We start from the raw sequence: 16,882 nt of genomic DNA, 5'->3' as shown, positions 1-16,882 counted from the left end.
AGATTCACGTACGTCAAGCGGCCCCGTCGGCCACCCCGAGGCGACCCACGTGGACACCCCGGCGACCCGCCTCGTAGCACCAAGACCGGCACGAGTTGCGCACAGGCGCCAGTCGATACCGCCTCACCACGCCTGCCGGTGCAAGCGCCCCCACAAAGGAGTAGAGTTTCGGGTAGCCGAAACCATGTGAGGAGGCCGACCGTGTCAGCTCCCGGCAACACCACCGACGCCGTCGACGTCATCGTGCGCAAGCACTCCCCCAAGTCGCGCCCGCCCCGGCACCGGCTGTTGGCACTGCTCGGCCCGGCCTTCGTGGCCGCGGTCGCCTACGTGGACCCTGGCAATGTGGCTGCGAACATCACCGCCGGCGCCCGCTACGGCTACACGCTGGTATGGGTGCTGGTGCTGGCCAATGCGATGGCGGTGCTGATCCAGTACCAGAGCGCCAAGCTCGGCATCGTCACCGGCCGCTCGCTGCCGCAGGTGCTCGGGGACCGGCTCGGCCGTGGCACCCGCCTGGCCTACTGGGCACAGGCGGAGCTGGTCGCCGCCGCCACCGACCTGGCCGAGGTGATCGGCGGCGCCGTCGCCCTGCATCTGCTGTTCAACATCCCACTGCTGACCGGCGGCGTGATCATCGGTGCCGTATCCATGCTGCTGCTGGCCCTGCAGGAGCGTCGCAGCCAACGCACCTTCGAAGGGGCCGTGGTGGCGCTCCTGGTGGTGGTGACCATCGGCTTCGTGGGCGGATTGTTCATCTCGCCGCCCAACTGGAGCGAGACCTTCGCCGGCCTCATTCCCCGCCTGCGCGGCTCGGGCAGCCTGCTGGTGGCCGCCTCCATGCTCGGCGCCACCGTCATGCCGCACGCCATCTACCTGCACTCCTCCCTGGTGCGCGACCACCATGAGGAGATCGGCGAGGGACACGCCGAACGCCAGGCCGATGGCGCCAGGCCAATTCCCGACGACGATGCGGCCGCCGCTTCCGGTGGCACCGCCAGCACCGCTGACGAAACCTCCTCCGGGCAGGAGCGCACCGGCCGACTGATCCGCGCCACCCGGGTGGACGTGATCTGGGCGCTGGCGCTGGCTGGCGCTGTCAACATTGCCCTACTGCTGCTGGCCGCCTCGGCCCTGTCCGGGGCCAGCGGCACCGACACGATCGAGGGGGCGCACGCCGCCATCACCGCCTCACTGGGGCCGGCTGTCGGCGTCGTGTTCGCTATTGGGCTGTTGGCCTCCGGGCTGGCATCGACGTCGGTGGGTGCGTACGCCGGCAGCGAGATCATGGCGGGCCTGCTGCACATCCGCGTACCGCTGCTGGCCCGTCGCGCGGTCACGCTCGTGCCCGCACTGATCATCATCGCCGTCGGGGCGGAGCCAACCTGGGCACTCGTGCTCAGCCAGGTAGTGCTTTCCTTCGGGATCCCGCTCGCGATCGTGCCGCTCATGCGGGCCACGGGCTCGGCGCAGCTCATGGGGCGGTGGCGCGACGGTGTGGTCCTGCGCTGGACGTCCCGCGGGGCCGCGGCGCTCATCATCGTCCTCAACCTCGCACTAGTCGTGCTGACATTGACCGGCAACGGGTGACGCGTCGTGCGCCCGTCGGCTCGTCGAACGCCACAGCCTCTCGGTTTCCATCCGGCGCCCGAACGCTGGTACAGTCGCGCCTCGGGCCCCGGTAGCTCAGTGGATAGAGCGTCTGCCTCCGGAGCAGAAGGCCGCAGGTTCGAATCCTGTCCGGGGCACCAGCCCGAAGCCCCCGCCCGACCCCGAGTCGGCGGGGGCTTTGTCGACCCTGCGGGGCAACGCCTCGTCAGCATGGGGTAATGGCGTGAGCGGGCTATCGGTACAAACGTGGCGCTTTAGACCGGCGCGTCTGGGTTACGTGCGCACGGTGCTTTAGGTCGTGTTGTGTGAGTCGTTTGTGGTGGTGGGGCGGTGCTGGCGATGTGGGTGGTCTGGCAGCGGATGGCGAGTCCGTTGTATCTGGTGGCTACGGGGCTCCAGCTTGAGTGAGCTGTGTGCGCCCGTCGAGGGGGCGAGTAGGTCTTGCACCGCCCCGGTTGGACCGCCCACGCCCCGTTGGACCGCTGTAACCGGCGGCTACGGCGGTCCAACCGGGGAACAGCGGTCCAACTAACAGGCTCAACAGCCACACACCGCCACCCAACCGCGCACCGCCACCCAAGCACTTACACAACAGGACCTAAGGTTTGCGCGCGGTTGTCAGACACCAGCCCGAATTCACAGCCAGACCACGAACGCCCAGGTTCTCTTGCACCACACCATCGAGAACCTCGATCTTAAGCAACACGTTTGCGTCGACATCTTGGTTCGCCCGGTCCAGCCTTTGCGGGCCGCCGGGGCCCTCCTTAGGCGTGGGAGTGGCGCCCACCCCGTGCGATGGTGTTTTCCCCTGGGCTCGTGCTCGTAGCCGTCTGCGCGTCGACGGTTCGCCAGGTACGCCCACGGTTCGTCAGATGTGCTGACGGTTCGTGCATCTACCCCACTGTGCATCTACCCCACGAACCGTCGCCAGCGCGCACTAGGCGTCGTCCTTGCTGATACAGACGGAGCGGAGTATCAAAATCAGCGCCATGCGTGGCCGACGCCCACGAGAGCCCATGCGGTGATGCAGTACTGCGCAGTTCCTCCGTCTCGTCCACGAACACCGAAATGTGTCAGTGGCCGCCGCTACGCTGGACGTGCCTTCTCCGGCACCTCCTCTCGGAACAAACCATGTCCTTGGCCGAGAAGGTAGGAGCCAGGAAGGAGGCGGGGGCCATGTCCAAGCCGAAGGGCCGACATGCCAAAGTCCGCAAGGGCAAGGGAATGACCCGGCAGGTGAGCGAAGTGTTCGAAGCTCTCGCTCATCTGATCCGGGCCATTGGTGTCCTTGTGGATGCCCTCGGCAGGTGGCTCAACTGAACCGCCTGCATCGGAGAGCCATCCGGATGCCGCCGGGTGACTCCCCTCAATTGTGCCCGCCGGCGCGCCTGGCCGGCAAGCCAAATAGGCACAAGACAGGTCGGGTTGTTACCCGTCAGGGCCGGGCTTCGGGGTTCCCCGCACGCTACTGCACTGCGATCAGCGCGCGCCGGCGGCGAGGTCCCGGTCGGTGTCGAAGATGACGCGGTCCTCCACCACGGTCAGCGCCCCGGAGCGGTTGTCGCCGAAGCGGCGACCGATACTCCGCCCCGTCCAAGGCTCCCAGCCGGGCTCACCGGTCTCGATGAAACGCACCCAGGCCGAGTGCATGGCGTCCGCGAGCGCCTGCGGCGGCGCCGCGCCGAGCGTGTGCTCGCAGTAGGGTTCGCTCAGGCAGTCGAAGGCGAAGGGAATCTCCATGCAGTGCGTGGCCAGCCCCGCGCTCCCGCCGCAGTAACTGAACTCGTAGGCGTAGCTCCCGGCTGGACCGTCGACGGCACTCGTCGCCTTGCCCATGCCCTCACCGGCGTTGGTCGTGCCCGCGGCGGTGACACTCGTACCCGCGCCGGTGGCGCCCATGCCCGCCGCCTCGGCGTACTCGGCGCGGGCCAGGAACCAGCCCGCGAGCGGAATGTGGAAGGTGGCGTCGGAGATGAGGTTGCCGATCACCATGTGCGGGGCGTCGGCGTGCTCGGGGTGGGCGGCGAGCAGTCGGTCGGCCATGGCCTCGCTCATGCCGCCGCCTATCAGCACCTCGCGCGGATCCCGGTCCGCCATGGCCTCGACATAGGCCAGGCCGGCGAAGGCGAAATCGTGTGTGGTTGAACCCGCGAGGACCGGAACCTGCGCCCCGTCTCCCCGCCGCAAAACCTGTCGGATCGGAGCGGTGACAATCTCGCCGTCGACGGTCGGGCAGAATGGGATGCCGGTATCGGGCTCGCCAATACCGGCCAGCACCCCGGCGACGGCCGCAACCGGGTCCGGACCGGCAGCGGTGGCCCCGCCGTCGTCGATATGCTCGCCGGTGCCGCTCACGGCGTTTTGCGCGGCGAAGACGGCGTCGTAGCTGCACGAGCGGTAGCCGGCGAGGTTCGGCTCCACGCCAAGTGCGGCGGCCATGCGGGCGGCATTGTCGGCGTTGCGGGCGGCAGGCAGGTCCGGAACGGCGCCGGATTCGGAGATGATGCCGTGGAACAGGCCCCGGGCGCGGGGCACCGCCAGCAGCACCAGGCAGTTGCCGCCGCCGGCGCTCTGCCCGCCGATCGTCACTCGGCCCGGGTCCCCGCCGAAGCGGGCGATGTTGTCGCGCACCCACTCCAAAGCCATGACCTGGTCCAGTACCGCCCGGTTGTAGGGGGCGTCGGAGTCGGGAATGTATCCGTAGCCGTCGAATCCGAGCCGGTAGGCGACCGACACGGTGACCACGCCGTCGCGGTTGAAGGCGGCGCCGTCATACCAGGGCGAGTTGTGGGAGCCGGAGGTCCAGCCGCCGCCGTGAATCCACACCAGCACCGGCAGCTGTGCATCCTCGTCGCCGGGCGCAGGCGTGAAGACATTGACGGTGAGGAAATCGTCTCCCGGCACGCTCGGCTCGGGGATGGCCGGGTCGGTGAAGATGGAGCCGCGCTGCGGCGTAGCGGCCGGGACGACTGCGGCACGTTCCTCGTCCCAGGGCTCCCGCCGTATCGGTGCCATGAAGCGCCGCTCCCCCACCGGCGCCTCGGCGTAAGGAATGCCGTAGAAGGCGGCCGAGCGCCGATAGCGGGCGTCCGGTCCGACGCGATCCGGGGCGGAGACTATGTCTCGCCATACCCCACGCACCGGCCCGCCGGTGGTGTTCACCAATGGTCCAGACTCACCGGTGGGGACGGCGATCGGCGTGGAGGCGACGTGTTGGGCGGGCTGGGGGCGGCTGTCGGTCATGAGGCAATTGTCACCACGGCCACACCCGCCGCATCAACCGAGCACGTCCAGTGCCAGGGTGGGGCGGTCGGTGATAACCGCGTCGACACCACTGTCCGCCAGAGCGCGCATCTGCTTGGGATCATCCACGGTCCACACGTGCACCTCCATTCCGAAGGCGTGGGCCTGGGAGATAAAACGCGGGGTGACCACGGGGATGCGGTGGAAGCTGACCGGCACCTGCACGGCGTCGACTCGTCCCCGGCTTCCGGACCGGCGGCCGCCCCGTACCGGCAAGGCCGCCTGGCTGCGCGCCATGAGCCGGGCGACGTCGCCAACCCCCAGGGAGGTGGTGGCCCGCGGCTCCTGACGCCGCAGCACGGCCAGTCGCCGTGCCGAGAAGGAGGCGAAACGCACCCGTCCCAGCGCGTCGGCGGCGCGCACCGCCCGCAGGGCGGGTTGGAGCACGGCGGAATCCTTCAAATCGATGTTGAAACTGATCCCCGGGTGAGCGGTTAGCGCCTGGTCCAGCCGCACGAACGGGCGCCCATCGCCGGCGTCCACGGCGGCCAGTTCCTCCCAGGTCAGCTCGGCGATGCGCCGTGGGTCACCGGCGGTGCGCGCCAGGTCTGCGTCGTGGGAGAGGACGACGACGCCGTCGGCGGTGGCCCGCAGGTCGGTCTCCATCCAGGTCAGGCCGAGCGCGGCCACGTGCTCGACGGCGCTCCACGTGTTCTCGACTACCTCGCCGCCCCCGCCCCGGTGGGCGACGACGGCGCAACGGCGGGTTGGGCTCATAGGTCGGATTCTCACAGGCGGCTGTGACTCGCGCATGTTCAGGAGCAGTCGGTGGTCAACTCGACGGCGCCGTGCTCCTCGAGCCACTCCTCCGGCTCCACCGACGAGGAGTCCTCGGTGGTATTGGCGTTACGCACCTCGAAGTGCAGGTGCGGGCCGGTGGAGTAGCCGGTGGAGCCGACACCGGCGATGAGCTGACCTGCCTCCACCTGGTCGCCCTCGGAGACGTAGATGCCGTCCTCGTACATGTGCAGGTACCGGGTGTACCAGATCTCGCCGTCGATCTCATGCTCGATGGTGATGGTGCCGGTGCCGCCCGACATGCCGGCATCGACGACGGTGCCGGCGGCGACCGCGTAGATGGGGGTTCCGGCGGCGGCCGCCCAGTCCTGGCCGGCGTGGAGTTTCATGTACCCCAGGGTGGGGTGCAGGCGGTAGCCGTACGGTGAGGAGACCGTGTAGGTGCCCGCGATCATGGGGAAGAAGACCTCTGGGGTGGAGTTGAAGGCGGCGGTGTCTCCGGAGGCGCCCGTGGTCTGGGCGGCGCAGGTGGCGGAGGCGTTCTCATAAGCCTCACGGATGCGCGCCAGGGTGGCGGCGTCGGGCACGTTGGACAGTTCCGGGTCGGAGGCGGTGTCGACGTCCGCATCCGAGCCGAGCACGGCGGCCGCGACCGAAGCCGAAGGATCGGTGCTGCTGGCGCCTGCGCTTGCGGGCACCGCGCCGCTGAGGTCCAAAGCCGCCACGGCCTGTGGGGCGGTCAGCAGGTTCGAGCGCAGCGGGGCGACGACGGTGACCAGGGTGAGGACCACCAGCACGCCGGCGCGCGCGACCGCGCCGAGGGGACTGCGGTGGCGCGGGGCGGCGGGACGGTGAGAGGAGGAACGCTGGGAGGCGAGCCCTGCCGACGCGTATGTTTCTGGCGGCGGCGGGGCGGGCGAGGTCGCCACGCGAGTCGTCTGCTCGACGACCGCCTGCCGGCGTTCGGCAGCGCGCTCCGCTTCACGACGCTGGCGCCGTGTCATGGGCTGTTCAGCCACCCCGTGCCTCCGAAGGTAGTACTCGCGGCCGCCCGGCGGGCCGCCCGCAGCACTTTAGCTAAACGTGATGCTCCCGTGCCAGGACGGTGGTCACACCTCAGGCGCGCTCACGCCTGTCCGCGTTCCCGCCGCTGGAATTCGTCGCGCTGCATGGCGTCATGCACCTCACCTACGAGCTCTTCCAGAATGTCTTCCAGGAAGACCACGCCGAGGGTAGTACCGGCCTCGTCCTGTACCCGGCCCAGGTGCGCGCCGGAGCGCTGCATGGCGGCCAACGCGTCCTCAACCTCGTCACCGGCGTGTACCGGCACCAGGGCACGCACGCGCCACTGCGGCACCGGCTCGGTGCGGCTGTCCTCGGATGCGTACAGCACATCCTTCAGGTGCAGGTAGCCGACCACGCCCGCGTCCGCCGCATCGGGGTCGATCTGAGTGCCCCGGAGCACGAGGAAGCGGGAGTAGCCGGTGGTGGCCACCGTGTGCTCGACGTCGTCCGGGGTGAATCCGGCAGGCAGGGTGACCAGGGCGTCCACCGGCACCATCACGCTGCCTGCGGTCTCCTCGGAGAACTCCAGGGCGCCGGACAGCAGGCCCGTGTCGTCGTCGAGAACCCCCTCGGCGGTGGAACGCTCCACGATGGAGGCGACCTCGGCGGCGTTGAAGGCGGCCGAGACCTCGTCGCGCGTCTGTATGCCGAACAGGTGCAGCACGCCGTTGGCGAAGCCGTTCAAGGCGGTGATGATGGGGCCCAGCAGCCGGGACAGACGCACCAGGGCCGGCACCACCCAGCGGGCGGCCGTCTCGGGCGCGGAGATGGACAGGTTCTTGGGCACCATCTCCCCGGCCACCACGTGGGCGTAGACGACCAGTACCAGGGCCAGCACCACGGCGATCGCATGCGCCCCGGCGGTCCCCACCCCGAGGCGCGCGAGCAGCGGCGTCAGCAGGTGGGCGATGGCCGGCTCGGCCACCACACCCAGCCCGGTAGAGCAGACGGTCACGCCCAGCTGGGCGGTGGCGAGCATGCGGGAGACATGCTCTAGCGCCCACACGGCGGTGGCGGCGCGCCGGTCACCGGCCTCGGCGAGCGGTTCGAGGCGAGCGCGGCGCGACGAAGTGACGGCGAACTCGGCGGCGACGAAGAAGGCGTTGCCGGCCAGCAGCACCACGGTCAGGATCAGGGCGAGGGAGGTACTCATCACTGCGGTTCCTCTCCCCCGGCCTCTGCTGCCGCTCCCCCGGCGGACGCCCCGTCGGCGGTGTCCGGAGTAGTGAGCGGATGGATACGCAGGCGGGTGATGCGGCGCCCCGCCATGGCCTCCACGGTCAGCACCGCCTGCGGCGTGGCCACGGCGTCGCCGACCTCGGGGATGCGCCCCAGTTCCGTCATGACCAGGCCCGCCAGGGTCTCGTAGGGGCCGTCGTCGGGCACCTGTATGCCGGCGCGGTCGACCAGCTCGTCGGGGCGCAGCCAGCCCGGTACCAGCCAGTCGCCGGCGGCGTCGGCATGTGCACCGGAGCGGCGCCGGTCGTGCTCGTCGGCCACGTCTCCGACGATCTCCTCCACGGCGTCCTCCAGCGTCACCACGCCGGCGGTGCCCCCGTACTCGTCCACCACCAGCGCCATCTGGCTGCCGGTGTCGCGCAGTTCCACCAGTAGGGCAGCCAGTGGCATGGTCTCCGGCACCCGGTGGGCGGGAGTCATCAGGGACGATGAGGTCACCGGTACCTCCGCGCGTTTGGCGTAGGGGACGGCGATTGCGCGGCGCAGGTGGACGATGCCGAGCACGTCGTCGGCGTCGTCACCAATGACGGGGAAGCGGGAGTGGCCGGTGGCTCGGGCCAGGTCCACCACGTCGGCGGCCGTGTCCTGCTCGGTCAGGGTGTGCAGGCGGCCGCGGTCCGTCATGACGTCGACGGCGGTCAACCGTCCCACCCCGATGGAGCGGGTCAGCAGCGCGGCGGTAGAGACGTCCAGAACCCCCTCCTCGGCACTGTGCCGCACCAGGGCGGCCAGTTCGGAGGCGGAGCGGGTGCCGCTTATCTCCTCGGCCGGCTCGATCCCCATCCGGTGCAGCACCCGGTTGGCGGTGCCGTTGAGCACGGCGATCACGGGTTTGAGGACCGCGCTGAACCCCATCAGGAAAGGGGTGACGGCGCGGGCGGCCCGCATGGGGTCGGACAGGGTGGCGTTCTTGGGGATGAGTTCACCGACCACCATGGAGAAGGCATTGACGAGGATCAGGGCGGCGGCCGCCGCCACACCGGTGGCGACCGCCTGCGCCAGCCAGGTGGACAGCAGGCCGGTCAGCAGCGTGGACAGTGCGGCCTGCATGGTGTAGCCGAGCAGGATGGTGGTCAGGGTGATGCCCACCTGGGCCCCGGAAAGCAGCGTGGACAGGCGGCTCAACGCTCGGCCGACCCGGGCGGCCCCGCGGTCGCCGGCGGCAGCGCGCGTCTCCACGGTGGAGGGGTCCAGAGCCACCAGAGAGAACTCTCCGGCTACAAACAGTGCGGTGCCGGCCGTCAGCAGCACGCCGACGGCGATCATCAGCCACTCCCTCACGGGCGGCCTCCCGCAGGCCGACGGGCCGAGTCGGGGTGGGGGTGGTCGGATTCCGTGCCGGAGCGGTGGCGCCTGCGCGCCCGGCGAGCGTTTCGTCGCATAGTGCTGGCACGCTATCACCTTCGCCCGCCACCGCGGTGCCCGCGCGGCGCAATGCACACCGGCTGGACAATGGCAAGATGAGGCTCAGCAGTCGTCAACAAGTGAGGAGCGGAGCGGGTGGCCATGGAGGAGACGAGCCTGTGCTTCATCGGTGATGAGCTGGTGTCCGGCTACGGGGATGCCCGCGCCCTGGGGTGGACCGGCCGGGTGATGGCACGCACGCCTCGCGAGCTGGGCATCATGTGGAACACCTTGGCCGTCCCGGGCGAGACGACGGCGCGACTGGCCGAGCGCTGGCAGGGCGAGGTGGCCCGCCGCACCACGCACGCCGGCGTCAACCGGCTGGTGATCGGCCTGGGCGTCGCGGACGTGATCGCCGGCGTCTCTCACGCCCGCTCCCGCCTGGCCATCGCTAACGTGCTGGATGCGGCCACCAGTGAGCACCGCTCCTGCTTCGTGGTGGGCCCACCGCCGCTGCCGGCCGCGGACCCCGACGGCACCGCGGCACTGTCGCGGGCGGTCGGCGAGGTGTGCCAGCGGCGGGGCATCCCGTATGTGGAGACCTTCGAGCCGCTGCGAAACCACGACCAGTGGCTCACCGATGTCATTTCCGACGGCGGCGGGCACCCGGCCCAGGCCGGTTACGGGTTGCTGGCCTGGCTGGTGCTGCACCGCGGCTGGTACGAGTGGCTGGGCGTGCCTGCACCCCGGTAAGTGAGAGCCTCACAACCCCGCACAGCGACAACGTCGTGGCGGGACCCTACGGACGAGAGCTTCCGATCCGAGACATTGCACGTTACACTCGTCACATTTCTTCGCGGCTTTCCCCGAGAGTAGAACGGAGAGGGCCACGGCTGAACTCGACGATGAGTGAGGAACGATCGTGCACACCTCCATCCCACGACGCGCCTTTCTCGGCCTGGGCGCCGCTGCGGCTATGACCGTCGGCGGCTGCACGACGACGAACAACCGCGCCGAAACCGCTGGTGCCATTCCGCCCGCCTCGGGTCCGGTGACGCTCACCTACTGGTCGTGGCTGAAGGACCTGCAGATCGTCGCCGACCTGTACAACCAGGTGAACCCGAATGTGAGGGTGGAGGTAACCTGGATCCCCTCCTCCACCTCCGGCGGTTACCAGAAGCTTTACTCCGCGCTCGCAGCCGGTGGCGGCCCGGACATAGGCCAGGTGGAGATGCGAATGATCCCCGAGTTCGTCCTCGCCGGCGACCTGGTGGACATATCTCGCTACGGGGCGCGGGAACACAAGGATCTCTTCGATCCCGCCGCCTGGAGCTACGTGGACCTGGCCGACGGCGTGTACGGCATCCCACAGGACACGGGTCCGGTCGCCCTGTTCTATCGCACGGACGTGTTCGACGCAGTGGGTGCCTCGCCGCCCACCACCTGGCAGGAATGGGCCGACACGGCCCGCCTCATCCAGGAGAATCGGCCCGGGACCTACATGGACGTGTTCAACGTGGCCGACGGCAATATGCTCGCCACACTGTGCCAGCAGGCAGGCGGGAACTGGTTCGTTCCCGAGGGCGAGGAGTGGGTCATCAACCTCACCGATGAGGCCTGTCTCCAGGTCGCCGCCTTCTGGGACACGGCGATCGACGACGGACTGGTCAATACCGCATTCGGTTCCTTCTCCTCCCCCTGGATGTCCGCGATGGGCGCAGGCACCCTGGCCACGCACACCAACGGCTCCTGGGCGGATGCCCTGATCGAGGCCGTGCCTTCAGGCGCGGGAAAGTTCAAGGTCGCTCCCATGCCCCGTTGGGACACCGGTTACGGATCGAGCTACTCCGGGGGGTCGACGGCCGCAGTCATGGCCAACTCCCGACATCCGCAGGAGGCCACGGACTTCATCATCTGGATGCACTCCGACCCGCAGGCTCTGGACTCCCTGATCACCAACTGCGGCACCGGTTGGTCGCCTGCGGCGGACTACATAGGCAAGGTGCGCGAAGGCCCCAGCGAGTTCTTCTCAGGCCAGAGCTACAACACCGAGGTGATCGCCCCCATGGCCCGGGAACAGAACCTGGACTGGCTCTGGCCGCCGCTGTGCCAGCAGTCGATCAACATCGTCGCCGACGGAATGCGACGCAAACTCACCGACGGCACCTCGCTGGTGGACTCCCTGGCGATCAGTCAAACCGAGATCGTCCGGGCCTTCCAGCGTCGTGGTCTGCGAGCCAGGGAGGCGGAACAGTGAAGAAGAACGCGGCGCCCTACCTCTTGGTGGCGCCATTCATGCTCGTGTTCCTACTGACGTTCATCGTGCCGATCGCGGTGGCCGTGGTGCAGTCCTTCACCCGCACCCGCTACACCGGACTGTACGGCGAGGGCGGCACCACCGAGACCTTCGCGGGCTTGGACAATTACGCCACCGCCCTGGCCAATGCCAACTTCACTCAGTCCATTGGGCGGGTGCTGCTGTTCGGTGCCGTGCAGGTCACTGTCATGATCGCGGCAGCCACCGTCCTGGCACTGCTGCTGGAGTCAGCCGCGGCGCGCTGGCCGGGCCTGTTCCGGGCCCTCTACTTCATGCCTTACGGCGTGCCCGGAGTGATCGCCACGATCCTGTGGTCCTTCCTGTACATCCCCGGGCTGTCTCCGATCGTGGACGCCTTGGCAGTGGTGGGCATCCAGTACGACTTCCTCGCCGAGGGCAACGTGCTGTGGTCGATCGCCAACATCGTGACCTGGGCGTACACCGGCTACAACATGCTCATCATCATCGCCCAGCTCAAGGCGATCCCCGCCGAGGTGTACGAGGCCGCGAAGGTCGATGGGGCAGGACCCGTGCGCATCGCCACCTCCATTCAAATTCCGCTCATCCGCCCGGCGCTGCTGCTGACCATCGTCTTCTCCATCATCGGCACCCTTCAGCTGTTCGCCGAGCCGCAGATCCTGGCGACGATCGCCCCGGCCATCAACACCGAGTACACGCCCAACTACTCGGCCTACACCTGGGCCTTCCAGTACAACGACTACGGTGTCGCAGCCGCCGAGGCGGTCATTATTGCGGCGGCCGCCTTCATCCTGTCCTTCATATTCCTGCGGGCCACCACCGGGCGAGGAGGGGACTGACATGGCAGATCGCAGCAGCCGCGAGGCCGGGACACGCCGATCCACGACCTTCTTCGTCACCAGCGTCCTGGTGCTGGTGTCGCTGTACTTCATCATTCCGGTCCTGTGGGTGGTCATCAACGCCACGAAGACCACCGATGATCTGTTCTCCACCAACGGCTTCTGGTTCGGTGGGAGTTTCGCCCTGGTGGAGAATCTTCGCAACGTCCTGACCTCCAACGGTGGGATCTTCCCGCGCTGGTTCGTCAATTCCCTGCTCTACTCGGGGGCCGGGGCGCTGCTGGCCACATATTTCGCGGCCGCGGCGGGCTATGCCCTGTCCAAGTATGAGTTCCGCGGGAAGAACCTCATGTTCGGGCTGGTCATGGGAGGGGTGCTGGTTCCCGGCACGGCCACTGCGCTGCCGCTGTTCCTCGTGTTCAGCCGGATCGGGATCACCAACACCTACCTGGCCGTCCTAATCCCCGCCGTCGTTTCCCCCTTCGGCCTGTTCCTGTGCCGGATCTACGCCGACGCCGCGGTGTCCACCTCACTGCTCGAGGCAGGCCGGATCGACGGGGCCGGGGAACTGACGATCTTCCACCGGATCGCGCTGCGACAGATGGTGCCCGCCCTGGTCACCGTCTTCCTGTTCCAGTTCGTGGCGATCTGGAACAACTACTTCCTGCCGTTGATCATGCTCGCCGACGAGCGCCTCTACCCCATCACCCTGGGACTGAACACATGGCTGTCCCAAACCAATCGGCTGCCGGAGTTCTATCAGTTGACCATCGGCGGGGCACTGCTCAGTGTCATTCCGCTGGCGATCCTCATGCTCGTGCTCCAGCGGTTCTGGAAGGGTGGACTCACCGAGGGGGCAGTCAAGGAGTAATCAGGAAACGGCCTTCTCCAGCGCGGGCAGCCACGCGATGACCTCCTCAATGCCGGCGCGCAGATCCGTCGCGTAGCCCTGATCATGCCAGTTGCGCAGCACGGCCATGAACGCCCAGAACACCCCGGAGGCAAGAACCCGAGCGGTGGCGAAGTTCCATCGCCCGGACCGGGCCACCTCCGCGGCGATGGCATCAACCTCCTGGTTTATCACCAGGGACATGGCCCCCTGAATGGAGGGGACCTCAAAACACAGACGTGTACGCAGCACGACCATCTCCTGGTCGTGGCCGAAGTGATCGGTCCAGATGTCATCCAGAACTCGGCTCACCGCGTCGGCCAGGTCGATCCCCTGAGCCAGGCGATGCCCCAACTGGTCGCGTATCTGTTCGTCGTACTCGTCATGAAGGACGAGTCCCTCCTTGGTGCCGAAGTACCGGTAAACAGTGCTGGGTGAGACCAGCGCGGCCTCGGCGACCTGCTCAATGCTGACCGTATCGAAGCCCCGCGCCTCGAACAGACGAAGCGCCTCATCCTGGATATGACGCATCGTCGCGGCCTTCTTGCGGGCGCGCAGGCCCGGACGAGGGGTCGATGTCGCACCCGCCGAGGGGGAATCGACCATGGGCATCACACCTCCTGTCGCCTGACGCCGTCACCCTGCGGACACCGTCACCCTGCGGGCTTGACAGCCACACACTATCAAGTACAGTCACTGTCATGAGCAAGTCACTGTCAGAATTTGCGGTGGACGCCTCCCGACTCGTCAAACGCTTCGGCAAACTCACCGCCCTGGACGGGCTCGATCTGATCGTCTCTCGCGGCGAGATACACGGATTCCTCGGCCCCAACGGTGCCGGGAAGTCCACCACCATTCGCGCCGCGCTCGGCCAGTTGCGGCTGGATTGCGGCCGTATCACGGTGTTGGGGATGGATGCCTGGGAGCGCGCCGTGGATATCCACGCCCGCCTCGCCTACGTCCCCGGAGACACCATGCTGTGGCCGGGCCTGACCGGTGGACAGTGCATCGACTTGCTCGGCGGGTTCCACGGCAACATGAACCGTCGGCGACGCGACGAACTCGTTGAACGCTTCGACCTGGACCCCACGCGCTGTTTCCGCACCTATTCCAAGGGCAACCGGCAGAAGGTGGCGCTCGTGGCGGCGCTGGCCTGCGACGTTGAGCTGCTCATCCTGGACGAGCCCACCTCGGGACTCGACCCCGTCATGGAGGCCGTGTTTCAGCAAGTCGTCGCCGAGCGCGCCGAGGCGGGCACCACGGTGCTGCTCTCAAGCCATATCTTGGCCGAGGTTGAGGCCCTGTGCGAGACGGTAACCGTGGTACGCGCCGGGCGCGCCGTCTTCACCGGCCGCCTGGCCGAGCTGCGTTCCGGCCGAGCCACCGCCGTCGATGCGGTGACGGCAACCGCGCTGCCGGGGCTGGCGGGGATCGAGGGCGTTGACCGTCTACAGACGGATGCCGTGCCCCGGGGGGTGCGCACCACGCTTCTGGCCAATGTTGAGGCCCTGCCCGCGGTCCTGGCGGCCTTGAGCGCGGCGCGTCCGGTGCAACTCGAACTCCGTCCGCCGAGCCTCGAGCAGCTGTTTTTGGACAACTACATCATGAGCAGCGGTGACCAGCGATGAGCCGCCCCCGCCTGCTCGTTACTCGTCCCCTTACCGGTCTGCCGCGGATGATGATCCTGGGGCTGCGTACGTCCTGGCCGTCCCTGACGCTGAGCACGTGGGCCTGCGTGACCCTGGTAGTGGCGGTCGCGGTCGGCGTCAAGGGCCTGTATCCGACCTCGGCCGCACGAGCGGAGTACGCGGCCACCGCCGGCGCGTCGATCCCCAGCACCGCCTTCAACGGACGCGGCTACGGACTGGCCTCCCTGGGTGGCATCACCGGGGTGGAGGTCGGCTTCATGGGGCAGATACTGTTTCCGGTGCTGGGTCTGCTGACGGCCATTCGCCTGACCCGTCGTGAGGAGGAGACCGGGCGCACCGAGCTGCTGACCGCCTCGCGGGTGGGGCGGCTGGCGCCCTTGGCGGCAGCGACCATGCTGCTGGCGTTAACCGCTGCCGCCACCGGATTGCTTATGGCTGTGGGCATGACGGCGGCCGGTCTGCCCGCTCGGGGGTCCGCCTGGTACGCCGCTGGAGCAGGTGCTTGCATGCTGTTCTTCGCCGTCGTCGGTCTTCTGCTGGGCCAGTTGTGTCAGCAGGCCGTTACCGCTCGGCAGCTCGGAATCGGCATTGTGCTGATGGCCTTTCTGGTCCGCTTCATCGTCGACGGCCTGGAGTGGGAGGCGACCTGGGCCAGTCCGCTCGGGTGGCTGCCGGAGGTGCGCGCCTTCGATGATCCGCAGGCCTGGCCCCTGATGGCCTATGGCACCGCCTCACTCGTCCTACTGGTCGCCTGCGCGATTGCGGCCTGGCACCGGGATGTGGGAGCCGGCGTCTTCACTCCACGCCCCGGACCGGCCCACGATCCTGCTCGCCAGGCGGCCTGGCGACTGGCACTGGTGCTGGAACGAACGACAACGACGCCTTTCCTCGCCCTCACCTGCCTGTGGACACTCTTCATTGGACTGTTCAGCGAGGAGATGACCCGGATCATCCAAGCGAACCCCTCAACGTTGGCGGCCATGGGACTGGAACGGGGCACGGACCTGATGGCGGCCATGGCCGCGACCGTCATGGTGGCCGCGGCCGCCGCCGTCTCCGTGCAGGGAGCCGCCCGCCTGGGGGCGGAGGAGTCCATCGGGCGCCTGGGGCTGCTGCTGTCCACCCGCTGCAGTCGGGCACGGCTGTGGGTCGGCTGGTGGGCGACGACACTGGTCTCGTCCGCGGTCGTACTCATCGCATCCGCGCTGCTGCTGGGGCTGAGCACCTGGGCGACGTCCGGGCAGAAGGAGGCATTCGACACGGCGCTCGAGATCGGCGGGTACTATCTGGTCCCCGTTCTCCTTGTGGGCTCCGTCTCCGCGCTGCTCGCGGCCCTCGGCCCGCGCTGGCCGATGCTGAACTGGACGATCATCCTGTGGACGGCAGTGATCGGCTTCCTCGCAGAGGCTCTGGATCTGCCGGAATGGGCACGGGATCTGTCACCGGCACACGCGGTCGGTGTACTCCCCGTCGACGATGCGGACCCGCGAGTAATCGTCGGTCAGGGCGTTGCAGCGGTCATAACGTTGATTGCGTCTCTGCTCGCATTCCGACGCCGGAGTCTGCGGGCGGGGTGAGGCCACAGCCGCGCCGCCTCGGCAAGACGCTCGTAGACGCGGCCGACGCGGTGGGCACGCTCACAACAGCAATACGACAACAGCCGGTCACCACTGTGGTGACCGGCCGGTCGTAGGTAGTCGAGTGCGGCGCCGAGACGCCGCCCCACCCGTCTCAGGCGTTGGGACGCTTGCCGTGGTTGGCGCTGTTCTTGGCGCGTGCACGACGCTTCCGACCGCGCTTGCTCATTCCTGCCTCCTCATGTGTGGTGGTTCTTCTCCGCCCCGAGGGGCACGGAACGCCGGGTATTTTCGCACATCGCGGCCGGCCGCTGCCAGCCGGCCGCCCCGCG

15 protein-coding genes and 1 tRNA gene are annotated in these 16,882 nt (G+C 68.4%); 9 read left to right on the top strand and 7 right to left on the bottom strand.

What is annotated here, in order from left to right:
- Positions 1–243: 243 nt before the first annotated feature.
- The 3 genes from C3B71_RS05825 (at position 244) to C3B71_RS16130 (ending at position 2,931) form a co-directional block, all read left to right on the top strand.
- Complete coding sequence (locus C3B71_RS05825) at positions 244–1,590, top strand: Nramp family divalent metal transporter (protein WP_108969618.1); 1,347 nt, start codon at positions 244–246, stop codon at positions 1,588–1,590.
- An 85-nt stretch (positions 1,591–1,675) separates the two neighbouring features.
- Positions 1,676–1,751: transfer RNA gene (locus C3B71_RS05820), tRNA-Arg, on the top strand.
- Between the two features lie 1,036 nt (positions 1,752–2,787).
- On the top strand, positions 2,788–2,931 hold the full coding sequence (locus C3B71_RS16130) for a hypothetical protein (protein WP_181574846.1): 144 nt from the start codon (positions 2,788–2,790) through the stop codon (positions 2,929–2,931).
- A gap of 159 nt (positions 2,932–3,090) precedes the next feature.
- Here the strand turns inward: C3B71_RS16130 and C3B71_RS05810 are convergent, their stop codons facing one another.
- The 5 genes from C3B71_RS05810 to C3B71_RS05790 all read right to left on the bottom strand — a co-directional run bounded on the left by C3B71_RS05810 (position 3,091) and on the right by C3B71_RS05790 (position 9,237).
- Positions 3,091–4,854: a carboxylesterase/lipase family protein gene (locus tag C3B71_RS05810; protein ID WP_108966730.1), complete on the bottom strand. Its 1,764-nt coding sequence runs from the start codon at positions 4,852–4,854 to the stop codon at positions 3,091–3,093.
- A gap of 33 nt (positions 4,855–4,887) precedes the next feature.
- Positions 4,888–5,631, bottom strand: coding sequence for a glycerophosphodiester phosphodiesterase (locus tag C3B71_RS05805; protein ID WP_108966728.1), 744 nt, complete (start codon positions 5,629–5,631; stop codon positions 4,888–4,890).
- Between the two features lie 38 nt (positions 5,632–5,669).
- Positions 5,670–6,671: a M23 family metallopeptidase gene (locus C3B71_RS05800; protein ID WP_234416133.1), complete on the bottom strand. Its 1,002-nt coding sequence runs from the start codon at positions 6,669–6,671 to the stop codon at positions 5,670–5,672.
- A gap of 107 nt (positions 6,672–6,778) precedes the next feature.
- Positions 6,779–7,870 (bottom strand): hemolysin family protein, encoded by a 1,092-nt coding sequence (locus C3B71_RS05795; protein ID WP_073327046.1) that lies wholly within the window; start codon positions 7,868–7,870, stop codon positions 6,779–6,781.
- Complete coding sequence (locus C3B71_RS05790) at positions 7,870–9,237, bottom strand: hemolysin family protein (protein WP_170866418.1); 1,368 nt, start codon at positions 9,235–9,237, stop codon at positions 7,870–7,872. Before C3B71_RS05790 ends, C3B71_RS05795 begins: the two co-directional genes overlap by 1 nt.
- 225 nt (positions 9,238–9,462) lie before the next feature.
- On the opposite strand from C3B71_RS05790, the gene C3B71_RS05785 reads away from it, so the two are divergent.
- The 4 genes from C3B71_RS05785 (at position 9,463) to C3B71_RS05770 (ending at position 13,306) form a co-directional block, all read left to right on the top strand.
- The gene (locus C3B71_RS05785; protein ID WP_073327762.1) at positions 9,463–10,053 is read left to right on the top strand and encodes a GDSL-type esterase/lipase family protein; all 591 of its coding nucleotides are present in this window, start codon (positions 9,463–9,465) and stop codon (positions 10,051–10,053) included.
- Positions 10,054–10,222: 169 nt separating this feature from the next.
- Entirely contained in the window at positions 10,223–11,557 is a 1,335-nt protein-coding gene (locus tag C3B71_RS05780) for an ABC transporter substrate-binding protein (protein ID WP_073327049.1), read from the top strand.
- Positions 11,554–12,435 carry a carbohydrate ABC transporter permease gene (locus C3B71_RS05775; RefSeq protein WP_073327051.1) on the top strand — a complete coding sequence of 294 codons (882 nt, stop codon included), beginning with the start codon at positions 11,554–11,556 and terminating at the stop codon, positions 12,433–12,435. The genes C3B71_RS05780 and C3B71_RS05775 overlap by 4 nt, the downstream gene beginning before the upstream one ends.
- Before the next feature lies 1 nt (position 12,436).
- Positions 12,437–13,306, top strand: coding sequence for a carbohydrate ABC transporter permease (locus tag C3B71_RS05770; RefSeq protein ID WP_108966723.1), 870 nt, complete (start codon positions 12,437–12,439; stop codon positions 13,304–13,306).
- Here the strand turns inward: C3B71_RS05770 and C3B71_RS05765 are convergent, their stop codons facing one another.
- Positions 13,307–13,930: a TetR/AcrR family transcriptional regulator gene (locus tag C3B71_RS05765; protein WP_234416132.1), complete on the bottom strand. Its 624-nt coding sequence runs from the start codon at positions 13,928–13,930 to the stop codon at positions 13,307–13,309.
- A 95-nt stretch (positions 13,931–14,025) separates the two neighbouring features.
- On the opposite strand from C3B71_RS05765, the gene C3B71_RS05760 reads away from it, so the two are divergent.
- Both C3B71_RS05760 and C3B71_RS05755 read left to right on the top strand, forming a co-directional pair.
- Positions 14,026–14,952, top strand: a complete 927-nt coding sequence (locus C3B71_RS05760) for an ABC transporter ATP-binding protein (protein ID WP_108966721.1) — start codon at positions 14,026–14,028, stop codon at positions 14,950–14,952.
- Positions 14,949–16,550, top strand: coding sequence for an ABC transporter (locus C3B71_RS05755; protein ID WP_073327057.1), 1,602 nt, complete (start codon positions 14,949–14,951; stop codon positions 16,548–16,550). Before C3B71_RS05760 ends, C3B71_RS05755 begins: the two co-directional genes overlap by 4 nt.
- Before the next feature lie 154 nt (positions 16,551–16,704).
- Here the strand turns inward: C3B71_RS05755 and C3B71_RS16925 are convergent, their stop codons facing one another.
- Entirely contained in the window at positions 16,705–16,779 is a 75-nt protein-coding gene (locus C3B71_RS16925; protein ID WP_395994430.1) for a 50S ribosomal protein bL37, read from the bottom strand.
- Positions 16,780–16,882: the final 103 nt, after the last annotated feature.

This window comes from Actinomyces sp. Z16, from assembly GCF_003111765.1.
In the GTDB taxonomy this organism is placed as follows: domain Bacteria; phylum Actinomycetota; class Actinomycetes; order Actinomycetales; family Actinomycetaceae; genus Actinomyces; species Actinomyces glycerinitolerans.
This window is presented reverse-complemented; position numbering and strand designations above follow the sequence as displayed.

Excerpts from the sequence above, each read along its gene's own strand:
- C3B71_RS05805 (WP_108966728.1), bottom strand. The coding sequence starts at position 5,631 with ATGAGCCCAACCCGCCGTTGCGCCGTCGTCGCCCACCGGGGCGGGGGC.
- C3B71_RS05760 (WP_108966721.1), top strand. The coding sequence starts at position 14,026 with ATGAGCAAGTCACTGTCAGAATTTGCGGTGGACGCCTCCCGACTCGTC.
- C3B71_RS05765 (WP_234416132.1), bottom strand. The coding sequence starts at position 13,930 with ATGGTCGATTCCCCCTCGGCGGGTGCGACATCGACCCCTCGTCCGGGC.
- C3B71_RS16130 (WP_181574846.1), top strand. The coding sequence starts at position 2,788 with ATGTCCAAGCCGAAGGGCCGACATGCCAAAGTCCGCAAGGGCAAGGGA.
- C3B71_RS05755 (WP_073327057.1), top strand. The coding sequence starts at position 14,949 with ATGAGCCGCCCCCGCCTGCTCGTTACTCGTCCCCTTACCGGTCTGCCG.
- C3B71_RS05795 (WP_073327046.1), bottom strand. The coding sequence starts at position 7,870 with ATGAGTACCTCCCTCGCCCTGATCCTGACCGTGGTGCTGCTGGCCGGC.
- C3B71_RS05810 (WP_108966730.1), bottom strand. The coding sequence starts at position 4,854 with ATGACCGACAGCCGCCCCCAGCCCGCCCAACACGTCGCCTCCACGCCG.
- C3B71_RS05785 (WP_073327762.1), top strand. The coding sequence starts at position 9,463 with ATGGAGGAGACGAGCCTGTGCTTCATCGGTGATGAGCTGGTGTCCGGC.
- C3B71_RS05770 (WP_108966723.1), top strand. The coding sequence starts at position 12,437 with ATGGCAGATCGCAGCAGCCGCGAGGCCGGGACACGCCGATCCACGACC.